Here is a 21,585-nt window from a genome sequence, read left to right on the forward strand (position 1 = left end):
CAAGTATGTCCACTCACTCGATAATAACGAGAGGTTGACCGAATTCGACTGGTTGCGAATCTGAAACGAGAACATCCAGGATTTTGCCGCCTTTTGGCGCTGCAATCGGGTTCATTGTTTTCATAGCTTCAACAATCAGCAGGGTCTGCCCCTGAGAAACAGAATCACCAACTTTGATAAACTCGGCAGCGCCGGGCTCTGGTGACAGATACGCTGTGCCGACCATTGGTGATTTCACAGCGCCCGGATGAGAGGCGGCATCCGCAGCAGGGGCCGCTTCAACAGCTGCAGGAGCCGCTGGAGCCAATGGAGCAGGGGCAGCCACCATTTGAGGTACTGCCTGACTTGCAACAGAAGAATTACGGGAAACACGTAGTCTGCTGCTTCCATGCTCAACTTCAATTTCACCCAGTCCGGTTTCATTCATGATTTCGGCCAGTTCCCGGATGACGTCCTTGTCGATGTCAAGTTTACTCATAATTGTTCGACTTTTCGTTTCTATTGATCAAAAATTTCGGAAAGCGCGTCTAAAGCCAGAGTATATCCTTTTGCTCCAAACCCACAAATCACGCCAGTGGCGGCAAAAGAAATGTAACTCGTGTGGCGGAAAGACTCGCGTGAAAATACATTAGACAGATGAACTTCTACACATGGCAGGTTCACTGCTTTTAACGCATCCATTAACGCCACGGATGTGTGCGTATAAGCGGCTGCATTAATAATTATACCGGAATGCGTCTCTCCGGCTGCTTGAATGGCATTAATCATCTCGCCTTCAAGGTTACTTTGCATGAACGCACAATCCATTCCCAGGGTTTTTGCATGGACGCGGCACAGTTCTTCAATATCTGACAGTGTTGTACTGCCATATATTTCTGGTTCACGCTTCCCCAACATATTGAGGTTCGGACCATTTACTATCAGAACTGACTTTCCCATTTCCTCTCCCTAAGGGCCTGTGGCCATTTAGTAGACGGCTCACTTATACTCAAGTTTTAGAGATTGATAAAGCCGTAGCATAGTTAATTATGAATAAAGTATGACAGAAACAAGGTTGATGGTTGCAACAGTGGCGTGTGAGCACCATAATCGCCGAAATTGTCACCCTGATTATGAACTGCAGAGTAAAGGTTGAGTTACATGAACCTCACAATAAATGGCGAAAAGAGAGTCTATGACCGCTCTTTGTCCATTGACGAGCTGTTGAATGACCTTGAATTGGATGGTCAGAAAGTAGCGTTAGAACGAAATCTGGAAATTGTCCCTAAATCGAGCTACAGCACAACGATGCTGGAAGAGGGCGACAAACTTGAAATAGTTCATTTTATTGGAGGTGGTTCCGTGGATACGGATGATGTTTTTGAAGTCGCAGGCCGTAAGTTAAACTCCCGGTTAATTGTAGGCACAGGAAAATATAAAGATTTTGAAGAAACCAAACTGGCGATCGAGGCATCGGGCGCTGAAATGGTCACCGTTGCTGTTCGGCGTGTGAATATTACAGATCCCAAACAGCCAATGCTGGTCGATTATGTGGATCCGAAAAAATATATTTATCTGCCAAACACGGCATTTTGCTATACGGCAGATGAAGCCCTTCGTACCTTACGCCTCGCACGGGAAGCGGGAGGCTGGGATCTGGTGAAACTGGAAGTCCTCGGTCACGAAAAAACACTCTATCCCAATATGCCCGAAACCCTGAAAGCCGCACAAACCCTTATAGATGAAGGGTTTAAGGTTATGGTTTATTGTTCAGATGACCCTATTCAATGCCAGATGCTGGAAGACATGGGCTGCGTGGCCATTATGCCTTTGGGGGCACCTATCGGCTCTGGATTGGGTATTCAGAACCCTGTCGGGATCGGCATTATCAAAGATCAGGCGAAAGTGCCGGTGATCGTTGATGCAGGGGTAGGAACTGCATCAGATGCGACAATTGCAATGGAACTGGGATGTGACGGCGTGCTTATGAATTCTGCCATTGCACATGCAAAAAATCCGATCATCATGGCCTCAGCAATGAAAGACGCTGTAACAGCAGGTCGCAAATCCTTCCTGGCAGGCCGGATGCCGGTCAAAAAATATGCGGATCCTAGTTCTCCTCTCGCAGGATTGATATAGTTTCGCCTTACTCTTGACGGATTGATACGGTCTCCTCATCTTTATATTAATGGATGAGGAGACGAATGAAACGCACGCTCATTAAAATTCTGGCAGGGTTCGTTCTGGTTTTATTTCCATTTCTGACCCCCCAGTTCATTTCGTTCGCCAGCGAATATGGTGTTGAAACCAAACACTGGTCAAACGCGCGGTATGATCGCACCTATCTTTCCCCTGATCCCCAGATCATCAAGGAAGCCGTTGTTCAGGTTATGGCCGCTCGCACATGGGGATGGCGTGGCAGTTTCGCCGTTCATACATGGATATCCGTCAAAGCCGCAAATGCCCCCGGCTTTACACGCTATGAAGTCATCGGCTGGCGGCACACCCCACTTACCATTCGCATTGGTGTGCCTGATAATTACTGGGCCGGTAACCGTCCGTTTCTTATAACGGATATCAGGGGCCAAAAGGCGGCAGACATCATTGAAAAACTGGATAAGGTCGTTGATCGGTATCCCTATAAAGACAGCTATAAGGTCTGGCCCGGGCCCAATTCCAATACGTTTATCGCTTATATCAGCCGCGAAATCCCGGAGTTGGAGCTAGACCTTCCCCCAACTGCAATCGGAAAAGACTATCTGGTGGGCGATGGGGTGATCGGGAAAGCCGTCAGCGGACGAGGGGTGCAGTTTTCGGCCGGTGGGTATGGCGGATTTGCGTTCAGTCCGGTAGAAGGGCTCGAATTTCATCTTCTGGGATTAACAACGGGATTTGATTATGGGGATATGGCGTTAAAGTTACCGGGGTTTGGACGGGTGCCCTTGTTTTGAAACTCTCCAAAGGGGGGTTAGTCACTGTTCTTTTTCAGATGCGGGATCAATTCATCGGCCCGTTTGTCCAGCCGATTTAAAAAGCCATCAAGCATTTCAATCTCGGAAGGGGAAAATTCTTCTAACAATAGATCCTCATATTCGGACGCCAACGGAATTATTTTTTCAAGGACCGCTTTGCCGTCTTCCGTCAGGATCAACGAAAATGCGCGGCGGTCTTCGGCAACAACCTGACGGGTAATGCGCCCTGATTTTTCGAGTTTTTCAGTGGCACGGCTCATATTAACTTTATCAAGAGACGCCAAAACGCCCACTTCACGGGCAGTTAATCCGGGTTTTTCGCCCAAGATAGCCAGAATGCGCCACTCCTGAATGGTAAGGTCAAACTGACGGGAATACCGCTCTGCCAGGCTTCGGCTGATAACGCCGGAAAGCTTTGTCAGGCGATAAGGCAAAAATCGTTGCAGGTTAAGTTTACTTGACTCTTTCTTCATCCGCCTATCTTGACTTTTAAGCGAGCAAAGAACAACTTGAAAAATAATAGTTTCATATGTAACTATATACCTACTGAAATTTGTGATGGAGGCTTTTGTGGCTGATTTATGGGAAAACCCGATGCAAACCGACGGGTTTGAGTTTGTGGAATATGCGGCACCGGATCCGGAAGCTCTGGGAAAATTATTTATCCAGATGGGTTTTCGTCCCGTCGCGAAACACAGATCAAAGGATGTAACCCTTTATCGCCAGGGTGATGTTAATTTTATTGTGAACGCAGAGAAAGACAGCTTTGCGCAGGCCTTCGCCCGGATTCATGGCCCTTGCGCCTGTGCGATGGCCTTTCGGGTAAAAGATGCAGCAAAGGCAGTTGAACAAGCCCGTGCTGGTGGTGCATGGGTAGTGGACGCGACACCCGGCCCAATGGAGCTCAGTATTCCAGCAATCAAGGGAATTGGCGACTCGCTGATCTATCTGGTTGATCGGTATGGCGACAAAGGCTCCATTTATGATGTGGATTTTGTGCCGATTGAAGGAGAAGAACGCAACCCGGTTGGAGCAGGTCTTACTTATATTGATCACCTGACCCATAATGTACATCGCGGTCGCATGGATGAATGGTCAGAATTCTACGAACGTCTGTTTAACTTCAAGGAAATTCGGTATTTCGATATTGAAGGCAAATTGACCGGGCTTAAAAGTAAAGCCATGACCAGCCCATGCGGTAAAATCCGGATACCGATCAATGAAAGTTCCGATGATAAGTCACAAATTCAGGAATATCTGGATGCGTATCATGGGGAAGGTATTCAACATATCGCTTTGGGAACAGATGACATCTTTAATTCAGTTGAGGTCATGAAAGCGCAGAATGTCGAATTTCAATCCTCACCGGATACCTATTATGATCTTCTGGATGAACGGGTTAAAGATCATGGGGAAGACACGGCACGGCTGAAAGATTTGAAAATCCTTCTGGACGGTGCCCCAACTGAAGGGCAGGGCCTGTTGCTTCAGATATTTACACAAAATGTCATTGGACCGATTTTCTTTGAACTTATTCAGCGAAAAGGGAATGAAGGATTTGGGGAAGGCAACTTCCAGGCCTTGTTTGAATCAATAGAACTGGACCAGATTAACCGAGGCGTCATCTGATCCAGCTTGCATGATACTTAGTTGGTTGCGGATGATTTTTTGGATCTTGCTTCCGCAACCAACCTTTTCATGGTGTCTGCAGGTATGGCACCGGGGGCTAATTGGCCGCCAATTACAAAGGCTGGTGTCCCTGTAATATTCAGTGCCTGCGCTAATTCGTAGGTTTGACTGAGACTCTTTGAAATCGTGTCTGACCCCATGTCTTTGGCCAGTTGCTGAACATTCAGCCCAAGACCTTGCGCATAGGACATGATTTTGTCCAAAGACAGACCCCCACGGGATTCCATCAGGACTTTATGAAACTCGTTATATTTCCCCTGTTTCTCTGCCGCCATAACAGCCCGGGCTGCTAAAACTGACTCGTCTCCCAAAATTGGAAACTCTTTCATCACCAGGCGAATATTTCCGTCTTCTTCAACGGTCTTCATCAGGTCAGGATAACTTCGTTTGCAGTATCCGCATTGGTAGTCGAAAAATTCGACAATCGTAATATCGCCGTCTGGATTCCCAGCGACAAAACTGTATCCATCATTTTCCAGCTCGTTCAAACGGGAAGCCAGTTGCTCTTTTGCTTTTTGGCGGGCTTCTGCGGCTTCCGTCGCGCTGAGCACTTGAATGGCTTCGCGAATTACCGCGGGATTTTCCAAAAGGTAAGCTCTTACCTGTGCGCCAAATATATCCTTGGTATCTTCTTCAGGTTTTTGCATTTGATAGAGGTTAAGACCAACCATCGCTGCCAGACCAAGACATAAAACACTGATGAGGGCCACAGTACCCTTCGAATTTTGCATAGAATAAACCTTTAACAATAGAACTGAATTGTAAAGGTATACAAAGACACCTTCTATTCAAAGCACAAGGTTGTGAGTACAAAGTTATTTGATCAACGACGGCTTTCCAACTGGGCCGCAATTGTGATGATATCATCGGCGCGAAGAAAGCCGGGGGTTCCCGTTCCCAGGTTTTCCTGAGCCCGTTTCGCATGAAATATGGCTTTATCGAATTTTCCGATTAACAGAAAACGTTCTGCTGTTGCGAGGGCCAAATTACCCGTATCACCAATACGACTGTAACCGGTCGCCAATTGATGCCAGCTTTCAGAATTATTCGGATCATAAGAAACACTGGTGCGCAGAACCTCGACGGCCTTTAAGTCATCTTCCCGGCGACCGGACGCCAGTAAAACGCGGCCATACAAGGTTAGAATAAGAGGTTCAAACGGGGCTGTCTCTACGGCCGCTTCCAGAGAGGGAAGGGCACCGAAGATATCTCCATTTTCATATAACATTTGCCCTTTTAACTCGTAAAAATAGGGATTTCCGGGAAATTCAGCGATCAAAGAGTCAATTTCTACAGTCGCTTTGGCAATGTCAGGTCTGCGGAAATATCCAACCGCGCGCGCATAACGCGCCTCAACCGATTGATCTTCCACTGGATATTTTTTCAATGTCTTGGCGAGGCTATTGGTAAAACCAAAAAGCTTGCCCTGTATCCGTTTCAGGGCCGCCACTTCGTGCGGCGGATCTTTGACATCTTTAAACGGTGAGTTATTCACCTGTTGTTCCAAGGCCTGAATTCGCTCACTGCTGATCGGGTGACTTCTCCAGTAGGGATCGATTTTCCCATAATTGGCCCGATCTGATTCCCCCAGAATTTTTAAAAATTCCAGCATTCCAACACCGGATACGCCCACTTGGTTTAGATAGGCCATCGCGGCCTGATCCGCAGATGATTCTTGCGTACGGTTATATTTTAGAAAATTTTTGGTTGCGAGCGCTTGTGAGCCCATAATAATTCCTTGTCCACCCGCACCGCCTCCCGCGATAATTGCGGCAGCACCCAGCAGATACCCGATGATACTGGCGGTTGTCGCTTTCTCCAGGGCTTCCTGTGTTCGTGCAAGATGTCCACCGGCGATATGTCCGGTTTCGTGGGCAATAACTCCTTTTAACTGACTGGGATGTTCGACCCGTTCCAAAAGCCCGGTGAAGAAAAACATACGTTGCCCGCCAGCGACAAAGGCATTTAGTGTTTTATTGTTAATCAGGTGAATGGACACATCATTTGCATTTAGTCCCGCTGTGGTGAAGAGGGGGCTTGCGTAGGATCGCAGGGTATGTTCAATTTCAGCATCACGAATGTAGGACAGCTTCGTCTGTTGAGCATAAGCGCGCACAGAAGGCAGGGTCGCAAATACTATGGCTAAAAAAGATATAAGTATGCGTTTAATCAAGAACTCTTTCCCATTGTTTCAAAGTAAACCTAAGAACAGAACAGGCCCACGTCAATGGTTGAGAAAAACCAGTTTGTTATTGGCCGGTGGCGTCTTTCTACTTGCGGCCTGCGATACGCCAGCAACGAAACAGGTCGGAGAAATTGACAGCGTTGATGGACCTTTGGGTGGCGCGGCTTCAGACGAGCCCCGGGCGACCTTGATCGCGCAGGATATTCTATCTGCAGGCGGGACCGCTGCTGATGCGGCCACGGCACTTTATTTTACCTTGGCAGTTACCTATCCTATTGCAGGATCACTCGGCGGCGGCGGTGAATGCATTGTTTATAACAACGAGAAAAACCGTCTGGAGAATTTGAAGTTTCCGGTCGGTGTTCCGGCTGCGGGCGGCAGTGTTGGAATTCCCGGTAATATTCGGGGCTTTGCCGCCCTGCATGCGCGCTATGGCCGCTTTGAATGGTCCGCACTACTGTCTTACGCCGAAAAGTTTGCCAATTTTGGAGAGAATATCTCTCGAGCCCAAAGTATGGCAATGATTTCAAGCAGTGCCAAATTCCGTCTCGGTTCCCGGCTTCAGGAAATCTATATGGATGAAAAGGGCGACTTCAAAAAAGAAGGCGAAAAAATTCAGCAAATCCGATTAGCCAGTGTACTGACAACGTTGCGAACAAATGGTGGAGCGCATTTCTATAGCGGAAATCTCGCTCGATCATTTTCAGAAGATGCGAACGCCATTGGCGGGGCCATTACCAGTCAGGATATGTTTAATTATCGGCCAACCTGGGAAACAGCGATTACTTTTAATGTTGACGCCAACACGGTGGGCGTTTCAAACAGTCCTTACGGCGAGTTATTTAAAAACGTTTGGACTGATACCTTTGAAGGCAAAGGATTTCTGTACCTTTCAGATGATGTCACGTTACCGAAATTGATCGAGTCAAACGGCAAGAATTTTTCCAAATACCAATCCCATTCTCCCTTTGTGTCGCATGCGACAACGTCTTTTGTAACCTCTGACAATGAAGGAAACGCGGTTTCCTGTGTTGTTGGCATGAAAAAGCCGTTCGGAACCGGTTTTGCCGGTGGCATTACCGGAATTGTCATGGCACCTGTGGTCCCGGATGAAAAAGCTGAATTCCCGACCACACCGATCCTGATGGTCAACGAACCCAACAAGGACTTTTATTTTGCCAGTGCTGCGTCAGGCGGGGCGGCGGGAACGGTTGCTTCGGTTTATACAGCGCTTCAGGTGTTCGCGAACGAGAATAATCTGGAAGCGGCCATCAGTGCTCCGCGGGCCTTTACTATGGGGCCAGGTTTGCCTTTGTTATTTGAAAGCCAAACCGATCGGTCGATGATATCTAATCTTGCCGGAGCGCATCCGGTTCAGTTAGAAGTTGAACGCCTGGGGCGCGTGAATGCAATTCACTGCAAAAACGGCAAACTGTTTAACTGTCAGTCCTATACCGATCCAAGAGGGTATGGCCTGTCGATGATCCGGCGTTAATCACGCAATTGCAAAGGTAAAAACGTGACTTATCCGTCTCGGGGAAAGCTTTCCCCATTTTTTGCTATGGAAGTATTGAAATCGGCTAACCAGAGGGAAGCCGAAGGAAAAACTGTCTTTCATATGGAAATCGGGCAACCCGCAACATCCGCCCCGTTGGCTGTGAAAGAAGCAGCCGCCAAGGCCCTTCAGGATCAGCCGATCGGATATACTGAGGCGCTGGGCATCCCGCCTTTGCGGGCAGCCATTGCCAACCATTACAGCGATATGTACGGGCTGGATGTTGATCCGTCCCGGGTCGTTGTAACGACAGGATCCTCGGGAGGGTTCCTACTGTCTTTTTTAAGTTTATTTGCAGCCAATGACCGGGTTCTTCTGGCAGAACCTGGTTACCCTGCCTACCGGAATATTCTGCAATCTCTGGATATCATTCCTGTCGGCCTTCCCTGTGGGCATGAAACCAATTTTCAACCAACACCACAGTTAATCGATGCGGTGCCGGGAACACTTGATGGCCTGCTGGTTGCCAGCCCTGCCAATCCAACCGGTACAATGCTTACACCAACTGAATTAAACGCATTGGTTCAGTATTGTGATGAAAAAGAGATGCATTTCATTTCTGATGAAATCTATCACGGCCTGACATACGGCACGGAAACCGTCTCTGCGCTCTCATTTTCTCAAAATGCAGTCATTATCAACTCATTTTCCAAGTATTTCTCCATGACCGGATGGCGGCTTGGTTGGATGGTCGTGCCAGAGGCATTGGTCCCGCGGATCGAAAAAATCGCCCAAAGCCTGTTCATATCGGCACCCGCCTTAAGCCAGTATGCGGCGCTGGCAGCCTTTGACTGTAAAGATGAGTTGGAAGAGTATAAGGCGAATTATGAAATAAACCGACGCCTGTTGCTGGACGAACTCCCTGCTATGGGGCTTGATAAATTAGCAGCGGCCGATGGCGCTTTCTATATCTACGCTGATGTTCGTCATTTAACGGATGACAGCATGGTGTTCTGTCAGGAAATGTTAGAAGGATGCGGTGTCGCGGCTACTCCCGGTCTGGATTTTGATCCTGTTCGGGGGAAACATTATGTCCGGTTCTCTTTTGCTGGTGCGACAGACGTCATTGAAAAAGCAGTGGAAGCCTTGAGGCTCTGGCTTGCAAAACGATAACCGGAACGTTGATTATCTGAACATCGATAAACTGTTTAGAGGGTTCTTGAAAAAAACGACCCTCTAAACAAACAGAAACAAAAAGCAAAAAAGGCGCCGTGAAAGGCGCCTTTTTTAGTCAGCTTTTTCAACTTCTCAGCTTTTACGGCGCCACCAGCCAGACCGGCGAGGGCCTTTTGGTTTTGCTGTTTCTTCAGGTTCGGAAGAAACAGGAGATGTTTCTGGAACCTCGGTAATAACCGGTTCAGCCTTCACTTCAGGTGTGTTGGCAACTGAAGGTGTTTCAACTTTTTCTTTTCTCGCCCGCGTACGTTTTGGTTTTACAGACGCTTCCGCAGGGGCCGTTTCACCTTCCACTACCGGCGACGACACTGTTGTCACCACTGCTTCTGTTGCCACCGCAGAAGTTTCTACGTTCGCTTCAGAAGCCGGTTCAGCAGTTTCGCCACTCTTTTTACGGGGTGAACGGCGCCTTCGGGGACGCACCTTTTCAGGTTGTTCTTCAGGGGCCTCTTCCGTAGATTGCTGTATAGTAGAAGCCTCAGCCTCTGTTGCAGGAGCGTCCGCAGATACTGTTTCAGTATCATCACGGGCAGTATCCGGCTTTTTACGAGTGCGAGGTCTGCGGCGACGTGGCGTTTTCGGCTTTTCAGCTTCTTCGCTTGTCTCCTCTGATTTCTGTGTTGGTGTTTCATCAGAAGGTTCATCTGAATCACCAGATTTCAGGATAATACCGCCTTCATCAGTTTCCGGCATGGTAATCGGAATAAGAAGAACTTCCTGATTTTCCGGGTTTTCAGTGGCCACTATGGCTTGGTTTTCATCACCATTTTCGGAAGAAGGCTGACGTGACCGACGACGACCACCCCGTTTTCCACGGCGGCGTTTGCGCGGCTCTTCATCCGTTTCCTCAGATTTTGCTTCTGTCTTATCGGACTCGTTTTCTTCTGAAGTTTCAGCATTTTCAGCATTTTCAGCATTACCATCAGCATCATCACGTGGCTTCCTCCGCCTACGACGACGACGACGTTTGGCTGAGTTGCTTTCACTCTCTTCGTTATCCGCTGTTTCCTCAGTGGTTTCGTCTTCTTCTTCTGGTTCTGAAACAGCAGGAGGAAGAACAGACTGGGTCGGTGCGTTTGGCTTGCCACGCTCACGTTCAATCTGGTGATCGTTCAAATTGGTTGTTGGATCCGCAAGAATGACAATTGTCAAACCATACAAACCTTCGAGTTCCTGAATGACACCACGTTTCTGGTTGAGCAGATAAATTGCAACATCCGTATGAACCGTAATTGTAATCTTTGCACTCCGCTCGCGAACCCCTTCTTCTTCAAGGGCACGAATGATCAGCAAAGCTGTCGATTCAATTGACCGAACAAAACCGGAGCCACCACAGGTATGGCAGATATTTGTACTTGCTTCGAGGAAAGAAGGACGCAGACGCTGACGCGACATTTCCATAAGCCCGAACGGACTGATGCGACCAACCTGGATCCGTGCCCGATCAGATTTCAGACAATCTTTCATCCGACGTTCAACCGCTTTGTTATTTCGGTTGTCGTCCATATCGATAAAATCGATAACGATCAGGCCAGCAAGGTCACGCAGTCGAAGCTGACGGGAAATCTCTTCAGCCGCTTCCAGATTAGTTTTAAGGGCTGTTTCCTCGATGCTTCTTTCTTTCGTCGCCTTACCAGAGTTGACGTCGATTGAAACAAGCGCTTCGGTAGGATTGATAACAATATAGCCACCGGATTTCAGATGAACTTCCGGTAAATACATTGATGCAAACTGCTGCTCTACCTGAAAACGATGGAATAGGGGGATGCGATCCCTGTAAGGCTGAACCTTTTTGGCATGGCTTGGCATCAGCTTGCGCATGAAGTCCTTGGCAATCCGATAGCCGTTATCACCTTCAATCAGGATTTCGCTGACCTCTTTGGAATACAGGTCGCGAATAGATCGTTTGATCAGATTTGCTTCTTCGTAAACGCAGCAGGGGGCAATGGATTTCAGCGTTGTCTCGCGAATGTCGTCCCAAAGGCGCATCAGGAATTCATAATCCCGGCGAATTTCCACTTTTGTCCGATTTAGACCGGCTGTTCTGATAATAACGCCAATCCCATCCGGAACATCCAGCTCCGTCGCGATTTTCTTTAACCTCTTGCGATCCGCTGGGTTACTGATTTTACGGCTGATACCACCGCCGCGGCCTGTATTCGGCATAAGCACGCTATATCGGCCGGGTAAGGAAATATATGTTGTAAGCGCGGCGCCTTTATTGCCCCGTTCTTCCTTAACCACCTGAACCAACAGGATTTGCCGACGCTTGATGACTTCCTGAATTTTATAGTGGCGTTTAACATTTACCTTGGGTGCAAGGTCAACATCATCTTCGCCGCCGATATTCTCAACAGAATCGTCTTCGTCGTCTCCAACAGTTTCAAGACCGCCCAATGTGTCGTCTTCATCATCGACAACACCTTCTTCGTCGTCTTCGTCGCTGGTGGAGGTTTCACTATTTTTTGCGGATGAATTATTTGGTTCGTCATCGGTATCGGACGGAGCGGCAGATGTTGTATCCTCGTCTTCGTCTTCGTCCTCTTTACTCAGCGCCTCTTTTTCAGCAACACTTTCCTGCTCAATCAGCTCTTCGCGGTCAGAAACCGGGATCTGGTAATAATCAGGATGAATTTCAGAGAAGGGAAGGAAACCGTGGCGATTTCCGCCATATTCCACAAACGCCGCCTGCAGCGACGGTTCTACTCTCGTTACTTTGGCAAGGTAGATATTGCCTTTTAGTTGTTTCTTCGAAGCAGTTTCATAATCAAACTCTTCAAGGCGAGTACCTTTAACAATTACGACGCGCGTCTCCTCATCGTGAGTCGCGTCGATTAGCATACGCGTAGCCATTTAAAAGCTCCGTCAGTTACAAATTTCCTGGTGAGACAGGGGCAAAGTAACCAAATTTTTTAAGGAAGTCGTTGGCGCCGGTCCCCCTCTAACCGGAGGGAAAGGAATGTCCTATTTAACACTGGACCCTAAATCGGCTGCCGATCCCGCCAATGTATGTCAAAGACGGAACAACTTCTGTTTCAACCATTTTTCTGCATTGTCTTTAGCGCTGTTTCCAGACGCTTTGGGGGATCGAAAAGTCGATGCCAGCAAAAGCTGTCGAAAACGGCGCCGCCTCCATATATTTTTATATTCGAGGACTGACCACAGAAACTCACACCCAGATGATAGTTACTTGGCAGCAACATAACAAACGAATAATTACATATGGTTAAAAAAACTTTTGACGAATAAGATGCTTTGGTCGATTGCCTACTAGTAGGCGTTTTAAGAGATGTCGTTTTACCAAGGGGTTTGTAGTTTGAGATATAGGCGTGTAACAGGTTTACTGAGTGTTCTGTTGCTTTGTTTTCTTTTCGGTGAAACAGCAATTGCAAAACCAGAAGTGACTTCTGTTCGGCTTGGCTTACACAAAGACAAAACCCGCTTTGTAATGGAGATGTCCGAGAAGCCGGAATACAAAATATTTTTCCTGCCCAACCCCTATCGTATCGTCATTGATATGCAGGAAGTTTCCTGGAAACCGGGGAACAAAAAAGTTCGAAAAACAGGGGTTATCGAAAATTATCGTTACGGGTTGTTTCGTCAAGGTACGTCTCGGGTTGTGCTTGATTTGAACCGCCCTGTTAAGGTCCTTCGAAAAGTAATTCTGCCCCCCTCAGAAGGGAAGCCCTATCGATTTTTCATTGATGTCCAGAAAACCGACCAGTCGACATTCCAAACCGCCGTAACAGAATCGCGAAAACGTCAGGTAGCGATGACCGTTCCGGCCATTAAAACGGCGCCGCCCCCGAAAAATGAGAAGCAGTTAAACATTATTATTGATGCCGGGCATGGCGGGATTGACCCAGGGGCTATTGGCAAAAGCGGCGTTTATGAAAAACAGCTTACCTTGGCCGTGGCCCGTAAACTGAAACAGAAACTTTCGCTGAATAAGCGATATCATATTCTGATGACCCGCTCGAACGACACCTTTGTCAGTTTGCGTGAACGAGTGAATTTTGCCAGAAAGAACGAAGCAGATCTGTTCATATCCATTCACGCCGATTCTATTGGCCGTTCAGACATCCGCGGATCGACTGTCTATACCCTGTCCGAAAATGCATCGGATGACGAAGCGGCCGCCCTTGCCAATACGAATAATAAATCGGATGTTATTGCCGGTGTAGATCTGGAAGAACAGGACGATACGGTTCAGGGAATCCTGATTGATCTTGCGCAGCGGGAGACAATGAATTTTTCGGTAAAATTTGCCAAGATGCTGATCCCGGAAATTGCCCGTTCAGGAATGAAGGTCGGTGGCCATTCTCATAGATTTGCAGGATTTCGGGTTTTAAAGGCCCCGGATGTTCCTTCAGTTCTGGTTGAGTTGGGATATCTTTCCAATAAAAAAGATGAACAGATTTTAAAATCCGAGATTGGTCAACGAAAGCTGGCAAATTCCATTGCATTGGCAATCGATAAGTATTTTGAAGCAATCAAGCCTTAAAATCGCCACTCGGAACGCTAATATTAGCAATATAAACGAAAAATAGACAAAGTTGCCGTTAAGTATGCAAACGATAAAAAACGCAGGCGTTCCTTTGTTAAGTGTTGAGCTCTATGAATAGATTTTTGAAAATATTTTTGATTTTATCTGGTTTGGGTCTGCTGGGTCTTTTGATCGGTGTCAGTGCGATTTTTTACGGGTTCTGGCATTTCGGCAAAGGGTTACCCAATTACGACCAGCTTGCTGGCTACGAACCTCCCGTTATGACACGGGTTCACGCCGCAGACGGTAGCCTGATTGCGGAATATGCGCGCCAACGACGACTTTTTGTCCCCGTGGATGCTATTCCAAAAAAGGTAAAACAAGCTTTTCTTGCAGCAGAAGATCAAAATTTCTACGAACATATCGGAATTGATTTTCAAGGCATTGCCCGCGCCTTCTTCGTGAACCTTAAAAATTTGGGGCAGGGGCGTCGCTTGGTTGGCGCGTCAACAATTACCCAGCAGGTCGCAAAAAATATGCTGCTGACCAACGAAGTATCCTATGAACGCAAGGCAAAGGAAGCGATCCTTGCCATCCGTGTCGAACGGATCCTGCCGAAAGATCGCATTCTGGAACTGTATTTAAACGAAATTTATCTGGGACATCGGGCGTATGGTGTCGCGGCGGCGGCCCTGTACTATTTCGACAAATCGCTGAATGACCTGACGATCGCCGAAGCGGCGTATCTGGGGGCGCTTCCAAAGGCTCCGAACAATTATAGTCCCTTCCGATACCCGGAACGGGCACTTGCGCGCCGGAACTGGGTTATTTCCAGAATGCTGGATGAAAAGTTCATTACTGCGGAAGAGGCGGAGAATGCAACAAATCAGCCTTTGAATGTAAAGCAGGGCGGCGACGCACAGGTCATAGAAGCAAAATGGTTCGTTGAGGAGGTACGCCGGGAACTCTATACGCTTTACGGTGTGGAAGGCTTATATGACGGGGGCCTGTCTGTTCGAACAACCATGCAGACCTCCTTACAGAAAATTGGCGAGAAGGCGCTTCGTGAAGGCCTCCGGCGGTATGACCGCCGCCACGGTTGGCGCGGTCCGATTGCTCAGATCAAACCTGAAGAAAACTGGATTGAACAGCTTAAATCGGTGTCCCCACCCAAAGGTCTCGGGAACTGGAAATTAGCTGTCGTCCTTGAAATGAGCAAAAATGAAGTAGCCATCGGATTTGACACGGGTGCACAAGGTCGGATCGAATTGCAGGACATGAAATGGGCACGGCCATGGCTGAAAGATCAACGGGTTGGTCCGGGCGTTTCAAAAGCATCCGATGTTGTCGCCGTCGGAGATGTGATTACTGTGACCCCAATAACCGGAGAACGGGCGAAAGAAGGGCTTTATAGCCTGGAACAGATACCTGATATTTCGGGCGGACTGGTGGCGATGGATCCGCATACAGGGCGCGTTCTGGCACTTGTTGGTGGATGGGATGCTGACGCGTCAGAATTCAACCGTGCCGTTCAGGCGCGCCGCCAACCCGGATCCTCGTTCAAGCCCTTCGTCTATGCAGCCGCATTGGATAACGGCTTTACACCAGCCAGCAAAGTCATGGATGGCCCATTCGTTTTGAACCAGGAAAACGGCGACCGATGGAAACCGTCCAACTATACAAAGAAATTTTACGGCCCCAGTACCTTGCGTCTGGGCCTTGAAAAATCCAGAAACCTTATGACGGTTCGATTGGCGCGTTCAATTGGAATGGCTACCGTTGCCGATTATGCTGAACGATTTGGCATCCACGATAATCTTCAGGAAACCCTGGCCATGTCATTAGGCGCAATGGAAACAACTCTGTTAAGGATGACAACGGCGTATTCCGAACTGGTAAATGGGGGTAAGGAAATTGCACCAACCCTGATCGACCGCGTTCAAAACCGCCGCGGTATTTCCATCTACCAGCATGAAACGCGGGCCTGCACCGGCTGTCGTGCCAGCCGCTGGCAGGATCAGGAAGAACCGGAAATTGAAGATAATCGCAAACAGATTATTTCTCCTGCAACAGCCTATCAGGTTGTCTCTATGCTGGAAGGTGTTGTGCAAAGAGGAACGGGGCGTAAGGTTTCTGTCATCAAGAAGCCACTGGCCGGAAAAACAGGGACTACCAATGAAGCGCGGGATGCTTGGTTTGTCGGTTTTTCGCCAGATCTGGCTGTTGGTATCTATATCGGATTTGACACACCTAAAACGTTAGGCCCCAAAGAAGGCGGCGGCGGGGTCGCTTCTCCCGTTTTCCGGGATTTCATGCAGGAAGCCCTGAAAGATAAATCTGCTATTCCTTTTCGGGTGCCGGAAGGTATCCGTCTGGTTCGGGTTAATCAGACAACTGGAATGCCGGCAACCGCTGGTGACAGAGAGGTCATCCTTGAAGCCTTTAAAACATCGGATGCCATCAAGGCCAATTCAGTACTCGATGGGTCAGATGGGGGTGGTCTTTCGATCATTTCCAACGATTTACCAAAAAATCCGGCAACACATGGCACAGGTGGTCTTTACTGATCGACAACTAACCATTAGTTTCTCAAACCAAATCGAAATTCAAGAATGAAGTGGAATGAACATGCGCGCCGAACATCAGGCCGTTGTTGATGAAATCAAGCAGGCATTAGGACTGCTGAGGAGGCATCTTTGACTGGGAAAACGCGACAAGACGCCTCGAAGAATTAAACTCGCTTGTTGAAGATCCTGATCTTTGGAACGACTCGTCCAAAGCACAGGCTTTGATGCGGGAACGAACCAATCTGGATACCGCCATTACCGCCTATAACCGAATTGTACAGGATCTGGACGATACGGTAGAGCTGATGGAGCTTTCAGAGATGGAGGACGACGAAGAAACTCTTGGCGAAGCGGCTGAAGCCCTGCGTGAGTTGCAGGTTGAGGTGGATAAACGACGCCTCGAGAGTATGCTTTCCGGTGAAGTGGACGGAAACGACTGCTATCTTGAAATCCATGCTGGGGCGGGGGGAACCGAGTCTCAGGATTGGACCCAGATTTTGCTGCGTATGTATATGCGTTGGGCGGAACAGCATGGCTGTAAGGTTAAAACACTTGAAGAAAGTGCGGGCGAAGAGGCGGGCCTCAAGTCCGTAACGATCGAGATTTCCGGTGAGAATGCCTACGGATGGCTGAAAACGGAATCTGGTGTTCACCGGCTTGTCAGGATATCTCCGTTTGATTCTAATGCGCGTCGCCATACCAGCTTTTCCTCGGTCGGTGTTTTTCCTGTGATCGATGACGATATTGACATCGAAATTGAAGAAAAAGATCTGCGTATTGATACATATCGCGCGTCTGGCGCCGGTGGACAGCACGTGAACAGAACCGAGTCGGCGATCCGGATTACGCATATTCCGACAAATGTTGTGGTTCAATGCCAAAACGACCGTTCACAGCACAAAAACAAGGCCTCTGCCATGAAAATGCTGAAGTCTCGTTTATATGAGTTGGAACTTCAAAAACGTGAAGAAGCGGCACAGGAAACCCGAGGTCAGCAAACAGATATTGGTTGGGGGCATCAGATCCGATCTTATGTGCTTCACCCCTATCAAATGGTCAAGGATTTGAGAACCGGTGTCGAAAAAGGCAACGCGCAGGGTGTTCTGGATGGCGATCTGGATGATTATCTTGCCGCCGCGTTATCCCAACGGGTAGGCGACGGAGAGTAAAAGATGTGGGGCCAGCGATGAGTCAAATGGCTGGTCCCGCTAATTCACGGTTAGATATTCCGCCCGAATTCTACTATACAAACCGGATGATTTTATCGCCCGTAATCCACGATTAAACTCTTTTAGAACGCGGTCCCCGTCAGGGATCTTTCTGGAAATACAGACATAATTTGGCTGGGTAGAGATTTCCGAATAATCCAGCGGCAGCTCTAATCCCATCAAATTCAAATCATATAAGATTATATCGCGATACGCGTATATATTCTTAACCCGGTCACTTTCCAGCATCCGGATCAATTGTATTTCGTCTTTTACACCGACATTTTCTACGTCATGATCATTAAGTTCTTTTTGCAGCACATACCCGGTTATGGTTGCAACTGTTTGCCCTTTCAGCTTGGAAAGGCCGTTGATTGACTGCTCCGCATTCTTTTTTTTGCGAAAAACACCCTGACTGATATTGCCAAGCATATCTGAAAAGAAAAAGCTGGTTTCCCGTTCTTCGCGATAACTGCACCCACATAAAGCGTCATAATCACCGTTTTTCACGAGTGCCATGGCGCGAGAAAACGGAAAAAAATCAAACGATACTTTTCTGCCTTGGTTAGCCAATGCCGCTTTAATAACATCGACGTTCATACCCGAGGCGGTTTGCTGTTTAAAGTTATAGGGAGGGAAATGATTACAGGCGAATTTCAGGTCCGGTTTTGTTTCAGACGCAGAAACAACAGAAACAAACCCTGAAGTGATCAACCCAATTAAAAATAGTACTCTTTTCATGCAACTGCCGATCACTATGTAAGTTTCATATATGACATGCCGTTCATTCATTATTCTTCATTTTTATTACATTTTCCAGTAATTTTTTTCATCTCTATCTTCTGTATACCTCACTATATTTTAAACGATCGCTTATAAGTAGTTGATATTAAATTAATAAAATTAAGGCAAAAAGCACTCGATTATTGAATTTATAATATTATGATAATACTGATATTACAAAAAGTTACATTTTAGATGCGCGTTAAAGATGTGCATTTTTGATGAGGCAGGCTGTTGTGACCAATAAAAAAGTCGAAAAATTTAATCCTTAACACAAACGCTTATTAGGAAAGAACGAAATGGGGTATTCGAGATCATGAATTTTGATTTATCCTTCACCCTCATGGGGATATGGCATTTCTCCACGTACCAATTAGAATAAAAACCAGAAAAGACCGCGAATATTTTATTCGCACATCTATTCAGGCCCGCCTATTTGACGGCATGGAAACTCCCAATCTTCTCAAACCTGACTTAAAATACCAGAGGTTGGATAAACGGGCGCCCTATCGTTGATTATAAAAACTACAAAATGCTGAATATTTTCCGTGTCTCTTATTGGTCATATAAGGCGTCATGGGCCGTGGAATGGGATTGCTTTTTTTTACGAGCAGGGATGTCCTGAAGCCATTCGTTCCTCCAATTTTTTTAAATCCGGTTGTTTGGGCATGCCTGCGGGGCTCCGGTATTTTGGTACTCCCTCTGGAATTGAATTAGGTGCCCTCTCGCGTGACAGAAAGCCAGGACTGCGCGAATTTTATCCCGCGTTCTCCAAGTCGAGTGTCACAACACCGCTTTTATGGCCTTCACGATTAAGGAACTGGGGCGTAACACACACTTGCAATGCGTTTTCAAACGGGCCCGAAAAGCGTCGGTCAATTACCCGCCAGGCAAACCGGCAGGGTTTATGTCACCTTAAGGGCTACTCTTTTTACTGTACCAGTAGCGAAAGAAAGTCTTATCGGAAACACGCAGAACATAGAAACTGACAGGAAGGATCAGCAGGATTGAAATGACAAGTCGGCCAACCAGAACACCACTCCAATGCCCACCATAGGCAATTGCAATAATCGTATCTTCAATCAGGCTATGACACAGCCCCATAAAAATCATGGAGATAAATATACTTCTCGGCTGAAGGGCCCCTTTTTCGACTTCGCGTAAGATGAGCGCGCCTCCAAAAGAAAGGCCCAGCAATATTCCAATCATCGCAAGGGGGGCCGCATTTGGTCCGACCCCCATGAGGCGCAGCGCGGGTGTTAAGGCCCGGGTGATAAGCTTTGTAATACCAAGAAATTCCAGAACACGAAGCAGGGTGATCAAAAAGACGAGAACACCGAAAACTGAAATGAGACCGGTAAGGGAAGAGATTCCCCACGCCATCCAGCTGGTATCACCCGTCTGGTTTTCCGCCGTGATCAATATGGTTGCCGGACCATCAAGAGCGCCAAAAAACTGATAGACCACATGCATTATCCAACCATAAAATCCCGCGGCAAAAACCCGAGTGAAAATGGAAAAAACAAGCGGTGTGCCGGTCTTTTTTACGATCGTCTGTTCCACGGGAAGGGCATGCGCAAAAAGGAGCATTCCTGCCAGAACGGTCATATTTTCAACAGTAAGATCCAAACCGGGGGCCAAGGTAACAAGGGCAGCCCCGGCACCATAAAGGCCCACAATCAGATTGGTCGCCAAAACAAGGGAAAGCTCAGCTGGAAGGCCGAACACAGACATTATAGGTGCGCACCATTTACTAATGATTTCCACGACGCCCAAACGAACACCGATTTCAACAATAACCATGACGGGAACCATGATTTTCAACAGTCCCCAATAGACAATGAAACTTTCCTGGAAAATTTCCGTTAATGCCTTAAGCATCGCATTCATCGCAATCAAACCTTGGAAAATACAGTTTTCAAGGTGTCTGCAGAGGTCCGAATTGCTTCATCTCCCTTTTCCAATAAACCGCTTAGCGACATAAAGCCATGTACCATGCCTTCATACCGGATAACGCCCATGGGAACCCCGGATTCTTTTAAACGTTTGGCATAATCTTCTGCCTCATCTCGCAACGGATCAAATCCTGCGGTAATGATCAGGGCGGGCGCAAGCCCTTCAAGATCTTCCTTCAATCCCGGTGAGGCTCTTTCATCATTCCAAAGGTCGGGATCAGGAAGATAGTGTCCTCTATACCAATGCATTCGCTCCGCTGTTAGGAAAAACCCATTTGCAAATGTGCGATGGCTGGGTGCCGTAAAGTTGGCGTCTGTCGTGGGGTAAAGCAATAACTGAAATACGGGCGAGGGGGTACCATTGCGCAGTGTATCCTGTGCAACGACTGCCGCCAGGTTACCGCCAGAACTATCGCCGCCGACAGCAACCTTTCCGGTATCCAGACCTTTCGACTGGCCGTTCAAACGAGCCCAGTCATAGGCAGCGTAGGCATCATCTACAGCAGCAGGAAAAGGACTTTCCGGGGCCAGATGGTAATCAACGGATAAAACAGCAAAACCGCCAAATTGAACAAGGCGCCGGCAAAGCCCGTCATGTGAGTTAATTGACCCCCGAATAAACCCACCCCCATGATAATAAACCAGAACCGGAAGCAGGCTGTTATCAGTTTCTGGTTTATACAAACGGACAGGGATGTCGCCTAAGGGACCGTCAATGGTGAAATCTTCTATAGACCCTATGTGCACTGCCTCACCAGACAGCAAGTCAGAAAGGTTCTCCATTTGCAGCCGTGCGTTTTCAACGGTTTCCTCTTCAATAGGGAGGCTTTGTTTTTCAACGATGGAACACAAAAACTGTGCCTTTGCGTTCAGGAGTTGTTTGTCCTTTTTGATCCGCCGGGCAATATATAAAAGATTGAACAACCCATCGGGTAACGACGCAATGATTTTCACTAGTTTTTCTTGATTCACATTGCCCCCCAGAGTGCAAATTCCCTCATTTTCTGTGGGCAGAGTAGATTATTTTTTA

Annotated in this window: 17 protein-coding genes; 8 read left to right on the forward strand and 9 right to left on the reverse strand. The window is 47.7% G+C overall.

Annotated features, from left to right (window positions below; translation table 11 throughout):
* Positions 1–13: 13 nt before the first annotated feature.
* Both accB and aroQ read right to left on the reverse strand, forming a co-directional pair.
* A complete protein-coding gene (gene accB / locus OIR97_RS09860) occupies positions 14–478 on the reverse strand; it encodes an acetyl-CoA carboxylase biotin carboxyl carrier protein (protein WP_267177709.1) in 465 nt (154 codons plus the stop codon).
* Positions 479–498: 20 nt separating this feature from the next.
* Complete coding sequence (gene aroQ, locus OIR97_RS09865) at positions 499–939, reverse strand: type II 3-dehydroquinate dehydratase (RefSeq protein ID WP_169545469.1); 441 nt, start codon at positions 937–939, stop codon at positions 499–501.
* Positions 940–1,140: 201 nt separating this feature from the next.
* On the opposite strand from aroQ, the gene thiS reads away from it, so the two are divergent.
* Positions 1,141–2,118, forward strand: a complete 978-nt coding sequence (gene thiS / locus OIR97_RS09875) for a sulfur carrier protein ThiS (RefSeq protein WP_169545470.1) — start codon at positions 1,141–1,143, stop codon at positions 2,116–2,118.
* 65 nt (positions 2,119–2,183) lie between these two features.
* Positions 2,184–2,930: a DUF3750 domain-containing protein gene (locus OIR97_RS09880; RefSeq protein ID WP_169545471.1), complete on the forward strand. Its 747-nt coding sequence runs from the start codon at positions 2,184–2,186 to the stop codon at positions 2,928–2,930.
* A gap of 17 nt (positions 2,931–2,947) precedes the next feature.
* Here OIR97_RS09880 and OIR97_RS09885 read toward each other — a convergent pair whose 3' ends face one another.
* Entirely contained in the window at positions 2,948–3,424 is a 477-nt protein-coding gene (locus OIR97_RS09885) for a MarR family winged helix-turn-helix transcriptional regulator (protein WP_169545472.1), read from the reverse strand.
* A gap of 85 nt (positions 3,425–3,509) precedes the next feature.
* On the opposite strand from OIR97_RS09885, the gene hppD reads away from it, so the two are divergent.
* Positions 3,510–4,580, forward strand: coding sequence for a 4-hydroxyphenylpyruvate dioxygenase (hppD, locus tag OIR97_RS09890; RefSeq protein WP_169545473.1), 1,071 nt, complete (start codon positions 3,510–3,512; stop codon positions 4,578–4,580).
* A gap of 17 nt (positions 4,581–4,597) precedes the next feature.
* Here hppD and OIR97_RS09895 read toward each other — a convergent pair whose 3' ends face one another.
* Complete coding sequence (locus OIR97_RS09895; protein WP_169545474.1) at positions 4,598–5,371, reverse strand: DsbA family protein; 774 nt, start codon at positions 5,369–5,371, stop codon at positions 4,598–4,600.
* Positions 5,372–5,463: 92 nt separating this feature from the next.
* On the reverse strand, positions 5,464–6,813 hold the full coding sequence (locus OIR97_RS09900; RefSeq protein ID WP_169545475.1) for a M48 family metalloprotease: 1,350 nt from the start codon (positions 6,811–6,813) through the stop codon (positions 5,464–5,466).
* Here OIR97_RS09900 and OIR97_RS09905 point away from each other — a divergent pair.
* The gene (locus OIR97_RS09905; RefSeq protein WP_169545476.1) at positions 6,800–8,320 is read left to right on the forward strand and encodes a gamma-glutamyltransferase; all 1,521 of its coding nucleotides are present in this window, start codon (positions 6,800–6,802) and stop codon (positions 8,318–8,320) included. The genes OIR97_RS09900 and OIR97_RS09905 overlap by 14 nt on opposite strands.
* A 24-nt stretch (positions 8,321–8,344) precedes the next feature.
* Positions 8,345–9,493, forward strand: a complete 1,149-nt coding sequence (locus OIR97_RS09910; RefSeq protein ID WP_219821719.1) for a pyridoxal phosphate-dependent aminotransferase — start codon at positions 8,345–8,347, stop codon at positions 9,491–9,493.
* A 135-nt stretch (positions 9,494–9,628) separates the two neighbouring features.
* Here OIR97_RS09910 and OIR97_RS09915 read toward each other — a convergent pair whose 3' ends face one another.
* Positions 9,629–12,409, reverse strand: a complete 2,781-nt coding sequence (locus tag OIR97_RS09915) for a ribonuclease E/G (RefSeq protein WP_169545477.1) — start codon at positions 12,407–12,409, stop codon at positions 9,629–9,631.
* Between the two features lie 463 nt (positions 12,410–12,872).
* Here OIR97_RS09915 and OIR97_RS09920 point away from each other — a divergent pair, with 463 nt between their 5' ends.
* The 3 genes from OIR97_RS09920 to prfB all read left to right on the forward strand — a co-directional run bounded on the left by OIR97_RS09920 (position 12,873) and on the right by prfB (position 17,778).
* Positions 12,873–14,060: an N-acetylmuramoyl-L-alanine amidase gene (locus tag OIR97_RS09920; protein ID WP_169545478.1), complete on the forward strand. Its 1,188-nt coding sequence runs from the start codon at positions 12,873–12,875 to the stop codon at positions 14,058–14,060.
* A gap of 113 nt (positions 14,061–14,173) precedes the next feature.
* A complete protein-coding gene (locus OIR97_RS09925) occupies positions 14,174–16,609 on the forward strand; it encodes a penicillin-binding protein 1A (RefSeq protein WP_169545479.1) in 2,436 nt (811 codons plus the stop codon).
* Between the two features lie 61 nt (positions 16,610–16,670).
* A protein-coding gene (gene prfB / locus OIR97_RS09930) for a peptide chain release factor 2 (RefSeq protein WP_169545480.1) occupies positions 16,671–17,778 on the forward strand; the annotation gives its coding sequence in 2 pieces (ribosomal slippage) (positions 16,671–16,739 and positions 16,741–17,778; 1,107 coding nt in all).
* Between the two features lie 39 nt (positions 17,779–17,817).
* Here the strand turns inward: prfB and OIR97_RS09935 are convergent.
* From OIR97_RS09935 to OIR97_RS09945, 3 genes are all read right to left on the reverse strand, one after another.
* Complete coding sequence (locus tag OIR97_RS09935) at positions 17,818–18,558, reverse strand: substrate-binding periplasmic protein (protein WP_169545481.1); 741 nt, start codon at positions 18,556–18,558, stop codon at positions 17,818–17,820.
* Between the two features lie 957 nt (positions 18,559–19,515).
* Positions 19,516–20,490 (reverse strand): nucleoside recognition domain-containing protein, encoded by a 975-nt coding sequence (locus OIR97_RS09940; RefSeq protein WP_169545482.1) that lies wholly within the window; start codon positions 20,488–20,490, stop codon positions 19,516–19,518.
* 5 nt (positions 20,491–20,495) lie between these two features.
* Positions 20,496–21,527, reverse strand: a complete 1,032-nt coding sequence (locus OIR97_RS09945; RefSeq protein ID WP_267177711.1) for an alpha/beta hydrolase — start codon at positions 21,525–21,527, stop codon at positions 20,496–20,498.
* Between the last annotated feature and the right edge of the window lie 58 nt (positions 21,528–21,585).

It is taken from the genome of Sneathiella aquimaris, from assembly GCF_026409565.1.
GTDB classification, from domain to species: domain Bacteria; phylum Pseudomonadota; class Alphaproteobacteria; order Sneathiellales; family Sneathiellaceae; genus Sneathiella; species Sneathiella aquimaris.

Excerpts from the sequence above, each read along its gene's own strand:
- accB (WP_267177709.1), bottom strand. The coding sequence starts at position 478 with ATGAGTAAACTTGACATCGACAAGGACGTCATCCGGGAACTGGCCGAA.
- aroQ (WP_169545469.1), bottom strand. The coding sequence starts at position 939 with ATGGGAAAGTCAGTTCTGATAGTAAATGGTCCGAACCTCAATATGTTG.
- thiS (WP_169545470.1), top strand. The coding sequence starts at position 1,141 with ATGAACCTCACAATAAATGGCGAAAAGAGAGTCTATGACCGCTCTTTG.
- OIR97_RS09880 (WP_169545471.1), top strand. The coding sequence starts at position 2,184 with ATGAAACGCACGCTCATTAAAATTCTGGCAGGGTTCGTTCTGGTTTTA.
- OIR97_RS09885 (WP_169545472.1), bottom strand. The coding sequence starts at position 3,424 with ATGAAGAAAGAGTCAAGTAAACTTAACCTGCAACGATTTTTGCCTTAT.
- hppD (WP_169545473.1), top strand. The coding sequence starts at position 3,510 with ATGGAGGCTTTTGTGGCTGATTTATGGGAAAACCCGATGCAAACCGAC.
- OIR97_RS09895 (WP_169545474.1), bottom strand. The coding sequence starts at position 5,371 with ATGCAAAATTCGAAGGGTACTGTGGCCCTCATCAGTGTTTTATGTCTT.
- OIR97_RS09905 (WP_169545476.1), top strand. The coding sequence starts at position 6,800 with ATGCGTTTAATCAAGAACTCTTTCCCATTGTTTCAAAGTAAACCTAAG.
- OIR97_RS09915 (WP_169545477.1), bottom strand. The coding sequence starts at position 12,409 with ATGGCTACGCGTATGCTAATCGACGCGACTCACGATGAGGAGACGCGC.
- OIR97_RS09925 (WP_169545479.1), top strand. The coding sequence starts at position 14,174 with ATGAATAGATTTTTGAAAATATTTTTGATTTTATCTGGTTTGGGTCTG.
- OIR97_RS09935 (WP_169545481.1), bottom strand. The coding sequence starts at position 18,558 with ATGAAAAGAGTACTATTTTTAATTGGGTTGATCACTTCAGGGTTTGTT.
- OIR97_RS09940 (WP_169545482.1), bottom strand. The coding sequence starts at position 20,490 with ATGAATGCGATGCTTAAGGCATTAACGGAAATTTTCCAGGAAAGTTTC.